The sequence below is a fragment of the Nonomuraea sp. CX421 genome (genome assembly GCF_059358955.1).
Map to the genome: position 1 here is coordinate 266,035 of NZ_JCADBK010000001.1, position 16,696 is coordinate 282,730.

The window sequence follows — 16,696 nt, forward strand, 5'->3', positions numbered from 1 at the left end:
CTGTGACATCCCGGACTACGCGCTCATCCAGTGGCGGATACAGGTGATGAGCTGGTCGGCGTCGACGGGTTTGGTCACGTAGTCGCTGGCTCCCGCGGCCAGGCTCTTCTCCTGGTCTCCGGGCATGGCCTTGGCGGTGACCGTGATGATCGGCAGGTCCGCGTACTCGGGCATCTCGCGGATCTTCATGGTCGCGGTGTAGCCGTCCATCTCCGGCATCATCACGTCCATCAGCACCAGGTCGATGTCCGGGTGCGCGAGGAGCGCGTCTATGCCCATCCGGCCGTTCTCGGCGTGCCGTACGCGCAGCCCGTGGATCTCCAGCATGCTGGTGATCGCGAACAGGTTGCGCGCGTCGTCGTCGACGACCAGCACCGTACGCCCGGTGAGTGACCCGTCGACCTCGGCCTCCGGAGCCGCCACCTCGACGCTCTCGGCCCTGAGCAGCGGCAGGACGTCGCCCGGCTGGTCGGCCGACAGGTGCAGCGCGATCCGTTCGCGCAGCTCGTCCAGGCCGGAGAGCAGTTCGAGCGGCTGGCTCGCGGCCCGTGCCTGCAGGTCTGCCTCGTACTGCGGGTGCGCCCGCCGGTTGTGGTAGGCGAGCACCGGCACCGTGCGCAGCGCCGGATCGCCGTCCATCGCCTCCAGCAGCCGGTAGGCCGCCTGCTCGGGCATGTCCAGGTCGAGCACGATGCAGTGGCACGGCTCGGCGGCCAGCGTGGCGGCCGCCTCCTCTCCCTCGGCGGTGACGATCTCGATGGACTTGTCCCGGTCGGGCGACAGCTCCGTCACCACGCTCTCGGCGACCAGCGACAGCAGCCCGCGGGGCCGGTGCTCGATCACCAGCAGCCGCCGCTGCTGCGGCGCCGGCCGCGGCGGGGCGGGCTCGTGCGTCTCGTCCTGCCCGTCCGCCGTGTCGGCGGACTCGGCGGTGGCGGGCTTGGCGGAGCCCTCCGCGAAGTCGGGCCGCGCGATGGGCAGGTACAGGGTGAACTCGCTGCCCTGGCCCGGCGTGCTCCGCGCGGTGATGGCGCCGCCCAGCAGGTAGGCGATCTCGCGGCTGATCGACAGCCCCAGGCCGGTGCCGCCGTACTTGCGGCTGGTGGTGCCGTCGGCCTGCTGGAACGCCCCGAAGATCACTTCGAGTTGCTGCTCGGGGATGCCGATGCCGGTGTCGATCACCCGGAAGGCGACGGCCGCGCCGTGCGGGCGTACGGACACCGGCAGCTCGGACAGGGCGGCCGGCTCGATGCGCAGCTCGACGCTGCCCGTCTCGGTGAACTTGACCGCGTTGGACAGCAGGTTGCGCAGCACCTGCCGCAGCCGCGAGTCGTCGGTGACCACGTCGACCGGGACGCCGCTCGCGGTGGTGATGCGGAAGTCGAGGTTCTTCTGCGTGGTCATCGGCTGGAAGGTGGCCTCGACGTACTCCAGCAGGTGGCGCAGCGACACCCGTTCGGGGTTGATGTCCATCTTGCCGGCCTCGACCTTGGACAGGTCGAGGATGTCGTTGATCAGCTGCAGCAGGTCGGAGCCGGCCGAGTGGATGATGCCGGCGTACTCGACCTGCTTCGGGGTGAGGTTGCGGGTGTGGTTCTGGGCGAGCAGCTGGGCCAGGATGAGCAGCGAGTTGAGCGGGGTGCGCAGCTCGTGGCTCATGTTGGCGAGGAACTCGCTCTTGTACTTGGAGGCGATCGAGAGCTGCTGCGCGCGGTCCTCCAGCTCCTGGCGGGCCTGCTCTATCTCCAGGTTCTTGGCCTCGATGTCCTGGTTCTGGCTGGCCAGCAGCCTGGCCTTCTCCTCCAGCTCGGCGTTGGAGTGCTGCAGCTCCTCCTGCTGGTTCTGCAGCTCCTCGGAGCGGGCCTGCAGCTCGGCGGTCAGCCGCTGCGACTCGACCAGCAGCTCGTCGGTACGCGCGTTGGCGACGATCGTGTTGAGGTTGACCCCGATGGTCTCCATCAGCTGGTCCAGGAACGCCCGGTGCACCGGCGTGAACACGTACACCGAGGCCAGCTCGATCACTCCGAGCACCTGCTCCTCGACCACGATCGGCAGCACGACGACCGAGGCGGGCTGGGTGCGGCCGAGGCCGGAGGCGACCGTGATGTAGCCCGCCGGGATGTCGGTCATGGCGATGGTCTGGTGGCTGCGGGCGGCCTGGCCCACGAGCGTCTCGCCCATCCTGAACCGGGTGGGCCGGTCGGGGTCGGCGGGGTAGCCGTAGGCGCTGATCAGCTCCAGCTCCGACTCCTCGGCCAGGAAGAACGCTCCGTACTGCGCGGAGACCAGCGGCGCCAGGTCGTTGAGCACCAGCTCGGCGACGGTGGCCAGGTCGCGGTGCCCCTGCATCAGCCCCGAGATGCGGGCCAGGTTGGACTTCAGCCAGTCCTGTTCCTCGTTGGCCCGGGTGGTCTCGCGCAGCGACTTGACCATCGAGTTGATGTTGTCCTTGAGGTCGGCCAGCTCGCCCTCGGCGTCCACCGTGATGGAGCGGGTCAGGTCGCCGGAGGTGACGGCGCTGGTCACCTTGGCGATGGCGCGGACTTGGCGGGTGAGGTTGCCGGCCAGCTCGTTGACGTTCTCCGTGAGCCGCTTCCAGGTGCCGGAGACGCCCTCGACCTCGGCCTGGCCGCCCAGCCTGCCCTCGCTGCCCACCTCGCGCGCCACGCGGGTGACCTCGGCGGCGAACGAGGAGAGCTGGTCGACCATCGTGTTGATCGTGGTCTTCAGCTCCAGGATCTCGCCGCGCGCGTCGACGTCGATCTTGCGGGTCAGGTCGCCCTTGGCGACGGCCGTGGTGACCTGGGCGATGCTGCGCACCTGGTTGGTCAGGTTGTCGGCCATCGAGTTGACGTTGTCGGTGAGGTTCTTCCAGGTGCCGGACACGCCCCGGACGGTGGCCTGGCCGCCCAGGTTGCCCTCGGTGCCGACCTCGCGGGCGACCCTGGTCACCTCGTCGGCGAACGCCGAGAGCTGGTCGACCATCGTGTTGATGGTCTCCTTCAGCTCCATGATCTCGCCGCGCGCGTCGACCCGGATCTTCTGCGTCAGGTCGCCCTTGGCGACGGCCGTGGTGACCTGGGCGATGCTGCGCACCTGGGCGGTGAGGTTGTCGGCCATGACGTTCACCGACTCCGTCAGCGCCTTCCAGGTGCCGGAGACGCCCTTGACGTCGGCCTGGCCGCCGAGCCGCCCGTCGGTGCCCACCTCGCGGGCCACCCTGGTCACCTCGTCGGCGAACGACGACAGCTGGTCGACCATCGTGTTCAGGGTGTTCTTCAGCTCCAGGATCTCGCCCCGCGCCGAGACGGTGATCTTCTGCGACAGGTCGCCCTTGGCCACCGCGGTCGCCACCTGCGAGATGTTGCGCACCTGGCCGGTCAGGTTGCTGGCCATGAAGTTCACCGAGTCGGTGAGGTCGCGCCAGGTGCCCGCCACGCCCTTGACGTCGGCCTGGCCGCCGAGCTGACCCTCGGTGCCCACCTCGCGGGCCACCCGGGTGACCTCTGCGGCGAACGAGGAGAGCTGGTCGACCATCGTGTTGACGGTGTTCTTCAGCTCCAGGATCTCGCCCCGCGCGTCCACGGTGATCTTCTGCGACAGGTCGCCCTTGGCCACCGCCGTGGTCACCTGGGCGATGCTGCGCACCTGGCCGGTCAGGTTGCCCGCCATGGCGTTGACCGACTCGGTCAGGTCCTTCCAGGTGCCCGACACCGACGGCACGTCGGCCTGCCCGCCGAGCTGCCCCTCGGTGCCCACCTCGCGCGCCACGCGGGTGACCTCGGAGGTGAACAGCGAGAGCTGGTCGACCATCCCGTTGAACACGGACGCGATCTCGCCCAGCAGTCCGTCGGCGTCGGCCGGCAGCCGCGTCCGGAAGTCTCCGTCGCGGACCGCCGTCAGCCCGGCCAGCAGCTGCCGCAGCTCCGCCTCACCGACCCCGGTGCCGTTGGGGGTGGAACGTGCGCTGTCAGCCATGGTTTTCCCAGGTCCTTTCATTCGCCAGGGCCACCACAGAGACCAGCGGCGGAGTCCTCAGACTATGCGAACACAGATCATAGGTGCGCAGATCGGGAGCTTTTGAAGACCGCCCGAAACGTGCGCCCGACATTATGACCACCGCGCGGGGCCTGATGGAGGGTTTCCTCCTTGACCGTCCTGACCGGCGTCGTCGCTCTCGCGCCCGGGGTCAGGGGCCGGTGAGGCGGCGCTCGCCGGTGGTGGTGATGACGTAGACCTGCCAGTTGTAGTAGGCGTAGAAGTGCCGGGCGTCACGCTTGATCTGACGGGCGTGCAACTGGATGGCGTTCACGTACGCCCGCGACGGGTTGTAGGCGTGCAGCGCGCGCCGGTAGTCGCCGGGCGCGCCGGTCGCCCGCAGGTAGTTGGCGGCGGCCATCACGGCGTCGCGCACGTTCTGGATGTCGCCGCCCATCCCGTACGCCCTCCAGGTGGCGGGCATGAACTGCATGGGCCCCTGGGCGCCGGCATGGCTCGCCGAGCGCACCCTGCCGAACTTGGTCTCGGCGAACATCACCGCCGCCAGCACCTCCCACTCCACCCCGAAGCGGCGCTCGGCCTTCTTGAAGTGGCCGAGCAGCGTGCCCGCCGGCAACGGGTCCTGGACCTTGAACGTGGCCGAGCCCTTGATGGGGTGGGCCAGGGAGAGCAGCTCGCGGATGGCGGCCGTGTTGTCCCTGGCCTGGGCCGCCCGCTCGGCGGGCAGCCGGGCGAAGGCCCGCTCGGCCACCTTGGGATGGCGGGCGGCGTAGCGGTAGATCCGCTGCTGGTGGAGGGCGAGGAGCTCGACCTCCTCCGGTGGCGGGCCCTTCGGCGCCTTCCCGGCCTTCCCTGCCGTCCAGGCGTCGATGGCCTCGTCGAGCCGCCTGGACGTCCGCTCCAGGCCCGCCGCCAGCTTCGCGGCGTCGCCGGGGATCTTGGCATCGGGAGCCGGGAGGTCCGGTGATCGGGCCGCGGCGGGCGCGGGTGATCGCGTCGGGGTGGACACGGGTGACGGCGCGGTGTCCGCCGTACGCGCTGGACCGGGATCACCGCACCCCGCGGCGGCGAGGAGGACGGCGACCACCACCGCGGCGAGGGGCCTGACACGCGTGCGGTTCCGGTCACCGGACCGGATGATCCCCGGGCGTTCTCCCATAGCGGGCCAACCTACCCGCATCGGGGTGTGAAAGGGCGTCACGGTGGTAGCCCCCTCAGCGAGAGCGACAACACGGACATAGGGGGACATCATGCGTCTGACCGACGAGGAGATCGACACCGCGCTGGCAGCCCTGGAAGGGTGGCACCAGGAGGACAACGCCCTGGTCAGGGACATCTCCATCACGCCTGACAGCTATCGCTGGCTGAGCGAGGCGGTGATGAACGAGGCGAACGCGCTCGACCACCACCCTGAGATCGAGCGCACTCCCGACGGCATCCGGTTCCGGCTGTGGACGCACAGCGAGGACGGAGTGACGGCCAAGGACGTCGAACTGGCCGCGCACATCGACCACGTCATCGACGGCGCGGCCCGCGATCGAGGCTGAGGCCGACGCGATCCATGCGGGGGCACGGGTCACGGCGGAAGCATGCGCGGGATTCGTCCGGTTCGGTAGCTTACGTAACCGACGTCTTCCACAGAAGGGACCCAGCGCGTGCTCGACGACGCCGGCCTCCAGGCGCTTCGTGAGGCAGCGCGCCTGTCCCCCGACAACCTCCCCCTGCGGCGACACCTCGCCGGGCTGCTGCTGGAGAAGGGGTACCTCGCTGAGGCGGAGACCGAGTACCGCGCCGCGCTCATGCTCGCGCCCCGGGATGTGGACGTCACGGCCGGGCTGGCGGAGGCGTTCGTCCGGCAGAACGCCCACGGCTCCGCGCTGGCGGCGCTGGAGCCGTTCCTGGCCTCGCCCGGCTACCCGCCCCGGCTGGGTGTGATCGCGGCACGGGCGCTGCTCGGCGAGGGCGACATGGGCGGCGCGGCCTACCGCTATCACGAAGCGGTCTCCCGTGATCCGTCCGTCGGCGACCCGGGCCTGGCCGCCCGGCTGGTGGTGCCGCCCCTTCAGGCACCGGCGGCGCCGTCCCACGGAGTGTCCGCTCCCGCCGCATCGCCGTACGGAACGCCGGCGCCGCATTCCGGGGCGCCGGGTGGTGGGCCGGATGGTGGAGCGGTGGAGCGGTCGGGGGTCACGTTCGCGGACGTGGCCGGGATGGAGGCGGTCAAGGAGGCGTTGCGGGTCAAGCTGCTGCTGCCGCTCCAGCAGCCGGAGCTGTTCGCGGCGTTCGGCAAGCGGGCCGGTGGCGGGGTGCTGTTGTACGGGCCGCCGGGGGCGGGCAAGACCCACCTGGCCAGGGCGGCCGCCGGAGAGCTGGGCGCGTCGTTCGTCAACGTGGGGCTGGCCGACATCCTGGACATGTACGTCGGCTCCAGCGAGCGCAACCTGCGGGCCACGTTCGAGCTGGCCCGGCGCAGCCGCCCGTGCGTGCTGTTCTTCGACGAGGTCGACGCGCTGGCCGCGCGCCGCTCCGACATGCGCCAGGCGCACAACCGGCAGTTGGTCAACCAGTTCCTGGCCGAGCTCGACGGCGTGGACCAGAGCGCCAACGAGGGCGTGCTGGTCCTGGCGGCCACCAACGTCCCCTGGTACATCGACGTCGCCTTCCGCCGTCCGGGACGGCTGGACCAGCCGGTGTTCGTGCCGCCGCCCGACGCCGCGGCGCGCGCGGCCATCCTGCGCATCCTGTGCCGCGACAAGCCGCTGGCCGAGATGGACTTCGACGCGGTGGCACGGATCACCGAGCACTTCGTCGGCGCGGACCTGAAGGGCGTGGTGGACCGGGCGGTGGAGGCCAAGCTCCACCAGTCGATCAGCGCGGGCCGTCCCATCCCGCTGACGACGGCCGACCTGGTGGCCGCCGCGAGGAGCACCAAGCCCACGGCGGTGCGCGAGTGGATGTCCACCGCGCGCAACTACGTGATGCACGCCAACGAATCGGGGGCGTGGGACGAGCTGATGCCCTGGATCAAGGGCAACAAGTGGTGATCGCCCCTGATGCGATCGAGCGGGCCCGCGCCCTGCTGGAGCTGCGCCGGCCCGCCGAGGCCGAGCGCGAGCTGCGGGGGCTGCTCGCCCGGCAGCCGGAGCACCCCGGGGCGCATTCCTTACTGGCCCTCGCCCTGTCCGCGCAGGGCAGCACGGCCGAAGCGATCGCCGAGGCGTCCGAGGGGGTACGACTCGCGCCCGAGCACTGGTTCACGCACTACCTGGCCGGACAGGTCTACGTCCGTGCCCATCTGGCCGACCAGGCGATAGCCGCCCTGCAGGCGTCGCTGGCCCTGTCTCCCGAACAGCCGTCGAGCTGGGAGCTGCTGGCCCGCGCGCACGTGCTCAAAGCCCAGTGGCACCAGGTGACCGATGCGGCGCGACGCGGCCTGGCGATCGATCCGCAGCAGTCGGACCTGACGAGCCTGCTGGCGCTGGCCCTCACCATGCTCGGCGAGAAGGAACCGGCCAGGGCCGCCGCCGCACAGGCCGTACGGCTGGATCCGGAGAACGCCGGCGCTCACCACGTGTACGGCACGGTGGCGCTGTCCGCCGGCGATCCCCGCCGGGCGGCCGACGCCTTCCGGGAGGTGCTCCGCCTGGATCCCGGCTACCACCAGGCCAGGGACCTGCTCGTCACCGCCCTGAAGCAGCGCAACCCCGTCTATCGGGTGCTGGATCCGCTGCGGGCCCGGTTCCGTGGTGGCTGGCGGCTGGTGTTCCTGCTGCCCGTCGCGCCGCCCGTCATCGCGGTGTTCGCGCTCGTCGCGGTGCTGCACTGGGCGGCGTGGGTCGCCGAGTCCTGGACCACGCTGCGTCTGGCCCGCGCCAGGGCCACCCGGTTGCTCTTCGAGGGCGTCGAGGCCCGAGTGGCCGTGCTCTGCTGTGCGCTGCTGGTCGCGGGCGCGGCCCTGCTCGGGCTGGGGATCGCGCTCGGGAGCGAGATCGTCGCCACCGTCGGCGTGGCCGTGATGGCGCTGATCACCGCCGTTCAGGAGACCGCGCACACGGGCTCGGCCCTCGGGCGGGCGATCCTGTACGGCTGGACCGGCCTGCTCGGCCTGGCCGTCGCCGCGGCGGCGCCGCTGAACTCGATGGGCGCCGCGCTGCTGAGCGTCTATGCCGGACTGGCCACGATCTGGGTGGCGGCGGGCGTTCGGCGGGTGCTCCCGGCGCCCGCCTGAGCCCAGGTGACGGTCAGAGGTTGGAGTGGAGGGTCTTCCAGGTGCCGGCGTACAGGCAGATGTCCGACGGCTTGCCCGCCCTGCGCTCGTTGCAGACCTTGAGCTCCACCAGGGCCACGTTGCGGTCGGTGAAGGAGAAGGGCTTCGGCGTGCCGTAGGAGCAGTCGAGGTAGCTGCGGTGCTTGAACGGCACGCTGCCGTCGGACTTGAGGTAGGTGACGCGGAAGACGGCCCAGCCGCAGCCGCCGCCACGGGTCAGGTCGGTGACCTTCCCCTTGACCTTGACGGTGCTGATGTTGGGGATCGTCTGCTTGTTCAGCTGGGAGCTGGTCAGGGTGCCCTTGGCCACGGCCCGCTTGCCGGGCGCGTACCTCGGCCCCCAGGGGGTCGGCGCGCTCTGCTCGGTCATGGTCGGGGTCGTGGCGGGGGCGGTGAGGACGGTGGCGGCCGAGGCGGCGGTGGCGGTGCCCGCGGCGGTCGCTGCCAGGAGCGCTCCGGTGGCGACGGCGATCGTGATCGTACGGCTGGCCTTCATGGGGGTTCCTCTCTCTCTTGACGAGAGTGTGGAACACGCCGCTTTCAAGCCAATTGATGCCTGCCGTACCTTGAATAACCTTCGCGGTCATTGCCGCCATTTGACCTGCACGGACGTCGAAAAATCGGCCTCGTCATTCCGGGGTGGCCCACACCGTCAGTGTTTGAGCGGGCCCGCCGATGCGGCTCCAGGCTCCGGTGTCGCGGGACCAGCGGAGGATCTCCGAGCGATCTCTGGTCAGGACGTACGCCTCCCGCCGCCCGACCCACACCTCCGCGCCCGCTGAGCCGATGTCCCGCCAGTTCTGACTCGTGGCGTCGGCCCCCGGCTCCGTGAGGAAGCGCAACCGCTCGCCCGACAGATCGGTGGAGAACAGCCCGGCGACGCCTCCGTACAGGTCGCCGGCCGGGCCCGCCGCGTAGATCCAGGGCAGTCCCGGGCCCTGGTGCTCGTCCGCGAGCCAGCGATTGACCATGGCCCGTTCCGGGGTGAGGCCGTACAGGTGCCTGCCGGTGAGCGCGAACGAGGCGCCCGCGGTCCCGACGGGGTCCCAGTGGCCTGGGCGGCCCAGGTATCGGAAGATCCGGCCGTCGTTCGGGCTGGTCGCGAACAGGCCCGGGGCACCGCCGTACAACCGCACCGCCGGGCCGCCGATCCGGGTCCAGGACCTGCCTCGCCCGTCCCAGATGTCGACGGCCTGACGGTCGGCGGTCAGCCGGTAGACGTGTGAGCCGCTGATCGCGAAGTCGGCGGCCGGTTCGCTGACGGGAATCCAGCGGCCGCCCCGCCCTTCGTACCGGTAGAGCCGGTCGTCCGTCCTGGTCGCGAACAGGCCCGCGGGGCCGGACCAGAGCCGCTTCGCGGCGTCGCCGATTCTCGTCCATCCGGTCGCGTCTTCGCCGTTCCACTGGAAGACGCCGCGGCCATCCGGTCCGGCGGCGTACACGCCGGTGCCCGCGCTCGGCACGGCCATCGCGGCGCCGCCGGCCTCGGGGGCGACGGGCGCGCTCGCCACTCCGTCCACGTCCGCCGGGCCCCACCCGACCAGCAGGACGAGCACGGCGAGGAGCACGACTGCGACCCCACCGCCGACGTACGTCAGGCGTGGGCGGCGTCTCACCGTGGACGCCGCACCGGGGTTCGCAGCCGGTACCTGTGCGGACTCCGGCGCTGGTTCCAGGTTCGGTGAGGGTTCCGCGTCCCGTGGGGGTTCCGCGTCCGGTGAGGGGTCGCGGTCCGGTGAGGGGTCGCGGTCCGGTGACGGATTGGTCGCCGAGCCCGCCTCAAGGGCTGCCGCGTGCAGCCGCAGGGCGGTCTCCAGACGTAGCCGGCGGGTGCGTTCATCCGGCGTGCGGTCCTGCACCAACCGCCTCAGCAACTCCAGCGGGATGATCTTCTGGCCGGAACGGTACTCGCCCCAGAGCGTCTTGCCCACGTGGTAACGCCCGGCGAGCTCGCGCACGGTCACGCCGCCGGTCAGCGACAACACGAACTCCGCGAGGGCATTCGCCTGCTCCGTGCTCCCCCTCGCCCTGCCCTGTGGCCTGCCCGCCCTGCGGGGCATCGCAGGCGTGTCCCGCTGCTCCTCCACGGAATGAGGACAGCAGAACAATTGTCCGCGGACAACTCATTGTCCGCATTTCACCAGCGATTTCGCGCCGAGCGGTTCCGGACAACCGCGGCGCCCATCAGCCTCGGAAACACCGGGCGATCACCGTCGAGCCGGGATCCAGCCGCGAATCCGCCAAGCAGGAGGACACTCATGGTCAGTGGAGTCATGGCACGACTCACCTCAGCGGCCTTGCTCGCAACCGCCCTCAGCGCACTGCCGGCCTCCGCGTCCGCCGCGACCAACGGATACACCCCTGAGCAGGTGTGCGGCAGCGGCTTCGGCAGGGTGGCGGGCGGCACCCAGCCGGTGACCGACCATCTCGGCATCGTCCGAGGCCAGGTCCACCTGCTCCACAGCGTGCGTACCGATCAGTACTGCGTCGTCACCATCAAGTCGAGCTTCGTGGGGCAGCTCACGCCGACCAGGGCGGCCCTCGTCCGCAGAGGCTTCTTCAGAAGCCACTCCACCTTCCCGGACGAGGGCAACTTCAGGTACTACGCAGGTCCGGTGAAGGTACAGGTCAGGGGCGGTTGTTTCGCCTTCGACGGGCGCATCGGCAACGTTCCCGACAACGGGCGCATGGCAGGTGTCCAGATCCGCGCCTACGGCGGCTCGAAGGGCTTCGATCACTGCGGCGGACACCGCGAAGCTCGCAGGGGCTCCAGCTAGGCGCACTGAGAAGTCAGGATCGGGCCTCACTCGCCCAGGGGCAGTGAGGCTCAATCAGGGACCATCCTTCGAGTCGTCGCGGCCTGACGAAGGCGAGGTGTCGTCGGGGGTGCCGTCGCGTTCGTCCCTGAGCTCCTCGGCGAAGCCGCGGGCCCACGCCAGCCGGTCCTCCTCGGACATGTCGAAGTAGCCCTCAGGCGGCTGCGCATGAACCTTCCGGCTCTTCCTAAAGAAAGCCACCGGCACCTCCCGTATCGATGGTGGTCCCCGCTCTGACATCGTAAATCGCGATCTGATCGGTCTCCCGGGCCAGCCTGACCGCGGCGGCGCGGTCCCGGACGTTGCGCGAGGGCTCCAGCCAGAGTTTTCCGTCCTCGATCCAGCCGCCCAGATAGATGTCGCGGTCGTTCTCGAACAGCGACCGCCTGCGCATGAGGTAGTCGTCGATGGCCGAGGCCGAGGCGTCCAGGTCGTCGAGGAGGCTCGCGGGGTGCTGGACGGTGTGGCCGGTGAGCGCGACCATGTAGCCGTCGTCGGGCGGCCGGCGGGTGTGCGGCGACCAGGTGAACCCGCCGCGTTCCCTGGCGTCCCTGAGGAAGCCGCGCGGGGTGATCTCCTCACGCTTCCGGGCCCGCCGGAAGAACCGCCCCGCCCGCCGTCCGAAGAAGCCGCCGACGAGCCTGGCCGCCTTGCCGCCCCTAACCATGCCCGGCGCCTCCGGTCCGGGCGCGCTCAGCCAAGGAGGACCGTCGCCGTACGGTTGAACAGCGCGTTCAGCGCCATCGCGGTGAACTTCCGGTACACCGGGATCAGCAGGGCGGAGCCGGGCCCGGCGAGGAGCGCCTGGATGACCTGGGCGAGCAGCGTGCAGAGCAGCACGATCACGGTGATCTTCAGGGCCAGGACGAGCCCCGCGCAGGCGAAGAGGCAGGCGCCCACGACGTACGCGCCGGTCGCTCCATCGGTGAGGATCGCGTGGGGCGCGTCGTCCTCGGCCCAGGCCCCGGTGAACGCCTCGACCGACGACCCCGTGTTGACAGCCGACACCCGCAGCGCCGCGTCGTTCGCCTGCCGCGCCACCGTCCCCGCGTCCCCGCCGAACCGGAGCCACAGCAGGCCCGCGGCGTAGAGCTTCTCCTCGTCGACCACGGGCCACAGGAAGCCGAGGTCGTAGAGCAACCCGGACAGCTGGTCCGGAATCTGCAGTCCCATGCGTCACGCCCTCAGGGAGTCGATGCTCTGCTCGGTCGATCGCTCCTGGACGCGGAAGGTCACGCGCATCGCGTCGAGCGTGTTCCCGTCCTGGGCGAGGGCTTCCAAGGCGGTCTGGAGGGACTCGAACGCGGCATTGTGGATGGCCTCGTAAGCCTCGCCGATCAGCGCGCTGATGTCGTCGGCGCCGCCCAGCGGCCCCAGGGCCTCGAGCGACGTGGCCAGCGCCTCGATGCGCGTTCCCAGCTCGGTGGCCGAAGCGCGCAGCCCGTCGCCTCCGTCCCGCAGGCTGGAGTGGTGGATGCCGAGCTCCGGGGGTGTCGTGCTCATCGCGCCTCGACCCGGGCGAGCGCGTCCTCGACGGCCTTGGCGAAGACGTCGAGGCGGAGCACGGCCTCGTCCTGGATCCGGCGCAGGTGCGCCGCCGGATCACCCTCCCCTGGAGGGGCGGGCGCCGCGTGCAGTTCGTCGAGGGCCGCGTTGACCGCGAGCACGATCTGTTCGCCGAGCGTCTCGGAGCCCAGCTTCATCGCGCGAGGGTCGATGCGCACGGCCGCCAGCCGCCCTCCCGTCACCACGGTGGCGCGCACCCTGCCGTCGTCAGCCGTGCCCTCCGCGCGAGCCGAGGCCTCCCGGTCCGGCTCCCCCGTGGACTTCAGCGCGCGCAGCGCGGCCCCCACCAGGTTGTCGAAGCCCTGTGTTTCCAGATTGGTGTCCAACCGCCCTCCCCAGCCGGGTTCACGTGCAACCCAAGATCGTCGGGAGGACAGTAGCATATCCACATATTTTCGGTAGGTATACTTCCTCATTCGATCGGCGACGGACCGAACCCTGACGAGTTGACCTCGACTTTGGTTGAGCTTTCATCCTGAGATCATGAACGTTGTCACCACGGGAAAGCGGGAGTGGATCGGCCTCGCCGTGCTCACCCTGCCCGCCCTCCTCGCCTCGCTCGAACTGACCGTCACGAACCTCGCGTTACCCGCCATCGGCCGGGATCTGGGCGCGAGCGGCACCCAGCTGCTGTGGATCGTGGACATCTACGCCTTCCTGCTCGCCGGGTCGCTCATCACCATGGGCGTCTGGGGCGACCGGATCGGCCGCCGCCGGCTCCTGCTCATCGGCGCGGCGGCGTACGGGCTGGCCTCGCTCCTGGCGGCCTTCGCCCCCGACGCCGGAAGTCTGATCGCCGCCCGGGCGTTGATGGGGGTCGCCGGGTCCACCCTCATGCCGTCCACCCTGTCGCTGGCCACGGCCCTGTTCCCCGAGCCACGGCAGCGGGCGGTCGCCATCGGGGTCATCGTCGCCAGCGTCTCCGGAGGGACCGCCATCGGCCCGCTGGTCGGCGGCTGGCTGCTGGCCCACTTCTGGTGGGGGTCGGCGTTCCTGCTCGCGGTGCCGTTCATGGCGGTGCTGCTCGTCGTCGCGCCGCTGCTGCTGCCGGAGGTCCGCGACCCCGGCGCCGGGCGGCTGGACCTGGCCAGCGCGCTGCTGTCGCTGGGCGCGGTGCTGCCGGTCGTGTACGGGCTCAAGCAGATCGCCGCCGACGGCCCGGACGTGCCGTCGGCGGCCGCCATCGCGGCCGGGGTGGTGCTGGGCGCGGCGTTCGCGCGCAGGCAGCGGGCGCTCGCCGTGCCCTTCGTCGACCTGCGGTTGTTCGCCGACCGGACGTTCGGCGTCGCCGCCGCCACACTGGCACTCGGCATCTTCGTGCTCTGGGGCTCCAACTACGCCATCGCGCAGTACCTGCAGCTCGTGCACGGCCTGTCCCCGCTGGAGGCGGGCCTGTGGACGGCGCCCTCGGCGGCCGGCGTCATCGCCGGATCCCTGCTGGCTCCCCGCCTGGCGCGGACGATCCGCCCACCCATGGTGATCGGCGTCGGCCTGGCCGTCTCCGCCGCGGGTTACCTCGTGCTGACCCAGACCGGCGGGCTGGCCGTCCTCGTGACGGGGGCCGTCGTCGTCTCGGCGGGCCTCGGCCCGATGATGGCCCTCGCCACCGACCTCGTCGTCGGCTCGGCGCCGCCCGAGCGGGCCGGCGCGGCGGCGGCCATCTCCTCGACCGCTCCCCAGCTCGGCGGCGCGCTCGGCATCGCGCTGCTCGGCAGCGTCATCACCGCCGTCTACCGGAACGAGGTCTCCTCGTCCCTCCCGCCGGCCGCCCGCGACAGCCTCACCGCCGCCGTGGCCGTGGCGGACGGCCTTCCCGAACGGCTCGCGGCCGAGCTCCTCGGCACCGCGCGAGCCGCCTTCGTCGAGGGCTTCCACCTGGCCGCGGCGATCAGCGCCGGCCTGATGGCCGGCATCGCCCTCCTCGTCGTCACCCTCCTCCGGTCCCGGCGGTGACGGGCGGCGCGGCACAATCGTTCAAGACCGGCCGCCGCGTCCCGGGATAGAACGTCCCGGGATAGAACCAGGTGGGGAGGCGGGTTCATGGCTGTGGGGTTCATCGGGCTCGGGCTCATGGGGCAGCCCATGGCGCTCAACCTGGCCCGCGCGGGCACGGACCTCGTCGTCTGGAACCGTACGGCGGGCAGGTGCGAGCCGGTGCGGGCGGCGGGCGCGAGGGTGGCGGCGAGCCCGGCGGAGGTATTCTCGGAGGCTCGCGTGGTGATCCTCATGCCGGCCGGCGACGAGGCGACCGACTCCGTGCTGGGTCGCGGGACACCTCGGTTCGCGGCGAACGTCACCGAGCACATCGTGGTGCACATGGGGACGACTTCGCCCGTCTACTCGACCGGGCTGGAGGCGGACGTCCGCGCGGCCGGGGGCCGGTACGTCGAGGCGCCGGTCTCCGGCTCGCGCGGGCCCGCCGAGGCCGGGCGGCTGGTCGCGATGCTCGCCGGCCGGGCCGAGGACGTCGAGGAGGTACGCCCGCTGCTCGGGCCGATGTGCCACGAGACGGTCGCGTGCGGGGCGGTCCCGTCGGCGCTGCTGACGAAGCTCGCGGTCAACGTGTTCCTGATCACCATGGTCACCGGGCTCGCCGAGGCGGTGCACTTCGCCGACCGGCACGGGCTCGACCTGCGCCTCCTGCTCGACGTGCTCGGCTCCGGGCCGATGGCCAGCGACGTCTCGCGGGTGAAGGCGGCCAAACTGGTCGAACGTGACTTCGCCCCGCAGGCGTCGATCACCGACGTGCTGATGAACAACCGGCTCATCGCCGAGGCCGCCCGCGCCTCCGGCCTGGCCTCACCCCTGCTGGACGTCTGCCACGCCCTGTACGGCGAGGCCCTGTCACTCGGGCACGGCCGGTTCGACATGGCGGCCGTGGTCCACGCGATCGAGGCCAGGACCTCCTCCTCATCCTGGAAGGACGGCACCGGAGCATGACGACCAGACCGATCGTGATCGTCACCGGCGGGAGCCGAGGCGGTCTCCTGGCTGATGTCGGCCAAGTCGTCGTACGTCACCGGGGCCGTCCTGAACGTGTCCGGCGGGCTGTGACGCGGCGAGCGCGGCGGTCCACGCGGCGGGCGTGAGGCCGTACGCCCGCTTGAACATCCGCGTCAGGTGGCTCTGGTCGGCGAACCCCGCCTCCAGCGCCGCCTCGGACGGCGGCAGGCCACCCCTGAGCGCCCGCCGGGCCCGGTCGAGCTGCCGCATGGTGCGAAAGCGCGTCGGGCTGGTGCCGAAAGCGGCCCGGAACTGCCGCGCGATCGTCCAGCGGTCCAGCCCCGACACCTCCTCGAACTGCCGGACCGTACGCCTGACCGTGGGATCGTCGGCGATGAGGTCGCGCACCCGCGACAGGGCCGCCACGGCGAGCGGCGACCGCCTGCGCGCGGGCACGGACGCGTGCCTGTTCAACGCTCCCGCGACCAGCAGCGTGACCTCCAGGCGCTCGAAGTCGCCGATCGGCTCGTCGATGTCGCGCAGGCACGCCGCGAGGGCCGGATCCATCTCCCGGCGGCCGACGACCGGATCCGCCACGAACGGCAGCGGCGCCCCGCCCAGCGCCTCCTGGACCAGGAACGGATCAAGGTAGATGATCCGGTAGCCGAACCCCTCCTCGGTGCCCGCCGCCCCGTCGTGAAGCTCGTCCGGATGCAGGATGTGCCATTCGCCGGGCAGGCAGTGGCGCGTCTCGCCCCGGTAGCGGAACGTCTGCACGCCCGCCAGCGTCACGCCGATCGCGTAGGTGTCGTGGCGGTGGGGCGCGAACGCCTCGCCCACGAGCGACGCTTCCAGCCGCTCGATCCCCTCGGCGCCGGAGCCGAACCGCAGGCGATGCCCGGCCCCGCCGGCCCGCAGGTGCCGGGTCAGCCCCTCTGCCGACTGCCTCACGCCGACGAGCCTACAAACGCGCCACTCCGCTCGGGCAGAGCCCCGCAAGCGACGGTAGGGACAGACGAGCGGACCGTCATCGTCGTCGCGGACAACCCGGACGGCCTACTTCACAGAGGACACCTCGGCACGATGAGGCACACCCTCCTACCCG

16 protein-coding genes are annotated in these 16,696 nt (G+C 71.3%); 6 read left to right on the plus strand and 10 right to left on the minus strand.

What is annotated here, in order from left to right; translation table 11 throughout:
• Positions 1 to 15: 15 nt before the first annotated feature.
• On the minus strand, positions 16 to 3,978 hold the full coding sequence (locus AC5L3X_RS01260) for a HAMP domain-containing protein (protein ID WP_494854492.1): 3,963 nt from the start codon (positions 3,976 to 3,978) through the stop codon (positions 16 to 18).
• A gap of 211 nt (positions 3,979 to 4,189) precedes the next feature.
• Complete coding sequence (locus AC5L3X_RS01265; RefSeq protein ID WP_494854493.1) at positions 4,190 to 5,158, minus strand: lytic transglycosylase domain-containing protein; 969 nt, start codon at positions 5,156 to 5,158, stop codon at positions 4,190 to 4,192.
• Between the two features lie 91 nt (positions 5,159 to 5,249).
• On the opposite strand from AC5L3X_RS01265, the gene AC5L3X_RS01270 reads away from it, so the two are divergent.
• The 3 genes from AC5L3X_RS01270 to AC5L3X_RS01280 all read left to right on the plus strand — a co-directional run bounded on the left by AC5L3X_RS01270 (position 5,250) and on the right by AC5L3X_RS01280 (position 8,227).
• On the plus strand, positions 5,250 to 5,546 hold the full coding sequence (locus tag AC5L3X_RS01270) for a 4a-hydroxytetrahydrobiopterin dehydratase (RefSeq protein ID WP_494854495.1): 297 nt from the start codon (positions 5,250 to 5,252) through the stop codon (positions 5,544 to 5,546).
• Between the two features lie 108 nt (positions 5,547 to 5,654).
• Positions 5,655 to 7,043 carry an AAA family ATPase gene (locus AC5L3X_RS01275; RefSeq protein ID WP_494854496.1) on the plus strand — a complete coding sequence of 463 codons (1,389 nt, stop codon included), beginning with the start codon at positions 5,655 to 5,657 and terminating at the stop codon, positions 7,041 to 7,043.
• Entirely contained in the window at positions 7,040 to 8,227 is a 1,188-nt protein-coding gene (locus tag AC5L3X_RS01280; protein ID WP_494854497.1) for a tetratricopeptide repeat protein, read from the plus strand. The genes AC5L3X_RS01275 and AC5L3X_RS01280 overlap by 4 nt, the downstream gene beginning before the upstream one ends.
• Before the next feature lie 13 nt (positions 8,228 to 8,240).
• Here AC5L3X_RS01280 and AC5L3X_RS01285 read toward each other — a convergent pair whose 3' ends face one another.
• Entirely contained in the window at positions 8,241 to 8,762 is a 522-nt protein-coding gene (locus AC5L3X_RS01285) for a hypothetical protein (RefSeq protein WP_494854499.1), read from the minus strand.
• A gap of 133 nt (positions 8,763 to 8,895) precedes the next feature.
• Positions 8,896 to 10,353 carry a hypothetical protein gene (locus AC5L3X_RS01290; protein WP_494854501.1) on the minus strand — a complete coding sequence of 486 codons (1,458 nt, stop codon included), beginning with the start codon at positions 10,351 to 10,353 and terminating at the stop codon, positions 8,896 to 8,898.
• 186 nt (positions 10,354 to 10,539) lie between these two features.
• Here AC5L3X_RS01290 and AC5L3X_RS01295 point away from each other — a divergent pair, with 186 nt between their 5' ends.
• Positions 10,540 to 11,043, plus strand: a complete 504-nt coding sequence (locus AC5L3X_RS01295) for a hypothetical protein (RefSeq protein ID WP_494854502.1) — start codon at positions 10,540 to 10,542, stop codon at positions 11,041 to 11,043.
• Between the two features lie 54 nt (positions 11,044 to 11,097).
• Here AC5L3X_RS01295 and AC5L3X_RS01300 read toward each other — a convergent pair whose 3' ends face one another.
• Genes AC5L3X_RS01300 through AC5L3X_RS01320 form a run of 5 tightly spaced genes read right to left on the minus strand, consistent with a single transcriptional unit; the run spans position 11,098 to position 12,974 of the window.
• A complete protein-coding gene (locus AC5L3X_RS01300) occupies positions 11,098 to 11,283 on the minus strand; it encodes a hypothetical protein (RefSeq protein WP_494854503.1) in 186 nt (61 codons plus the stop codon).
• Complete coding sequence (locus AC5L3X_RS01305) at positions 11,270 to 11,749, minus strand: hypothetical protein (RefSeq protein ID WP_494854505.1); 480 nt, start codon at positions 11,747 to 11,749, stop codon at positions 11,270 to 11,272. Before AC5L3X_RS01305 ends, AC5L3X_RS01300 begins: the two co-directional genes overlap by 14 nt.
• A gap of 26 nt (positions 11,750 to 11,775) precedes the next feature.
• Positions 11,776 to 12,255 (minus strand): hypothetical protein, encoded by a 480-nt coding sequence (locus AC5L3X_RS01310; protein WP_189122025.1) that lies wholly within the window; start codon positions 12,253 to 12,255, stop codon positions 11,776 to 11,778.
• Between the two features lie 3 nt (positions 12,256 to 12,258).
• Positions 12,259 to 12,585: a hypothetical protein gene (locus tag AC5L3X_RS01315; RefSeq protein WP_494854506.1), complete on the minus strand. Its 327-nt coding sequence runs from the start codon at positions 12,583 to 12,585 to the stop codon at positions 12,259 to 12,261.
• Positions 12,582 to 12,974 (minus strand): YbaB/EbfC family nucleoid-associated protein, encoded by a 393-nt coding sequence (locus AC5L3X_RS01320; protein ID WP_494854507.1) that lies wholly within the window; start codon positions 12,972 to 12,974, stop codon positions 12,582 to 12,584. The genes AC5L3X_RS01315 and AC5L3X_RS01320 overlap by 4 nt, the downstream gene beginning before the upstream one ends.
• Positions 12,975 to 13,131: 157 nt before the next feature.
• Between AC5L3X_RS01320 and AC5L3X_RS01325 the strand changes: the two genes are divergently transcribed.
• Together AC5L3X_RS01325 and AC5L3X_RS01330 are read left to right on the plus strand one after the other, a co-directional pair.
• Complete coding sequence (locus AC5L3X_RS01325; protein ID WP_494854508.1) at positions 13,132 to 14,601, plus strand: MFS transporter; 1,470 nt, start codon at positions 13,132 to 13,134, stop codon at positions 14,599 to 14,601.
• A gap of 87 nt (positions 14,602 to 14,688) precedes the next feature.
• On the plus strand, positions 14,689 to 15,588 hold the full coding sequence (locus AC5L3X_RS01330) for an NAD(P)-dependent oxidoreductase (protein WP_494854510.1): 900 nt from the start codon (positions 14,689 to 14,691) through the stop codon (positions 15,586 to 15,588).
• A gap of 21 nt (positions 15,589 to 15,609) precedes the next feature.
• On the opposite strand, the gene AC5L3X_RS01335 is transcribed toward AC5L3X_RS01330, so the two are convergent.
• Entirely contained in the window at positions 15,610 to 16,542 is a 933-nt protein-coding gene (locus AC5L3X_RS01335; protein ID WP_494854511.1) for an AraC family transcriptional regulator, read from the minus strand.
• Positions 16,543 to 16,696: the final 154 nt, after the last annotated feature.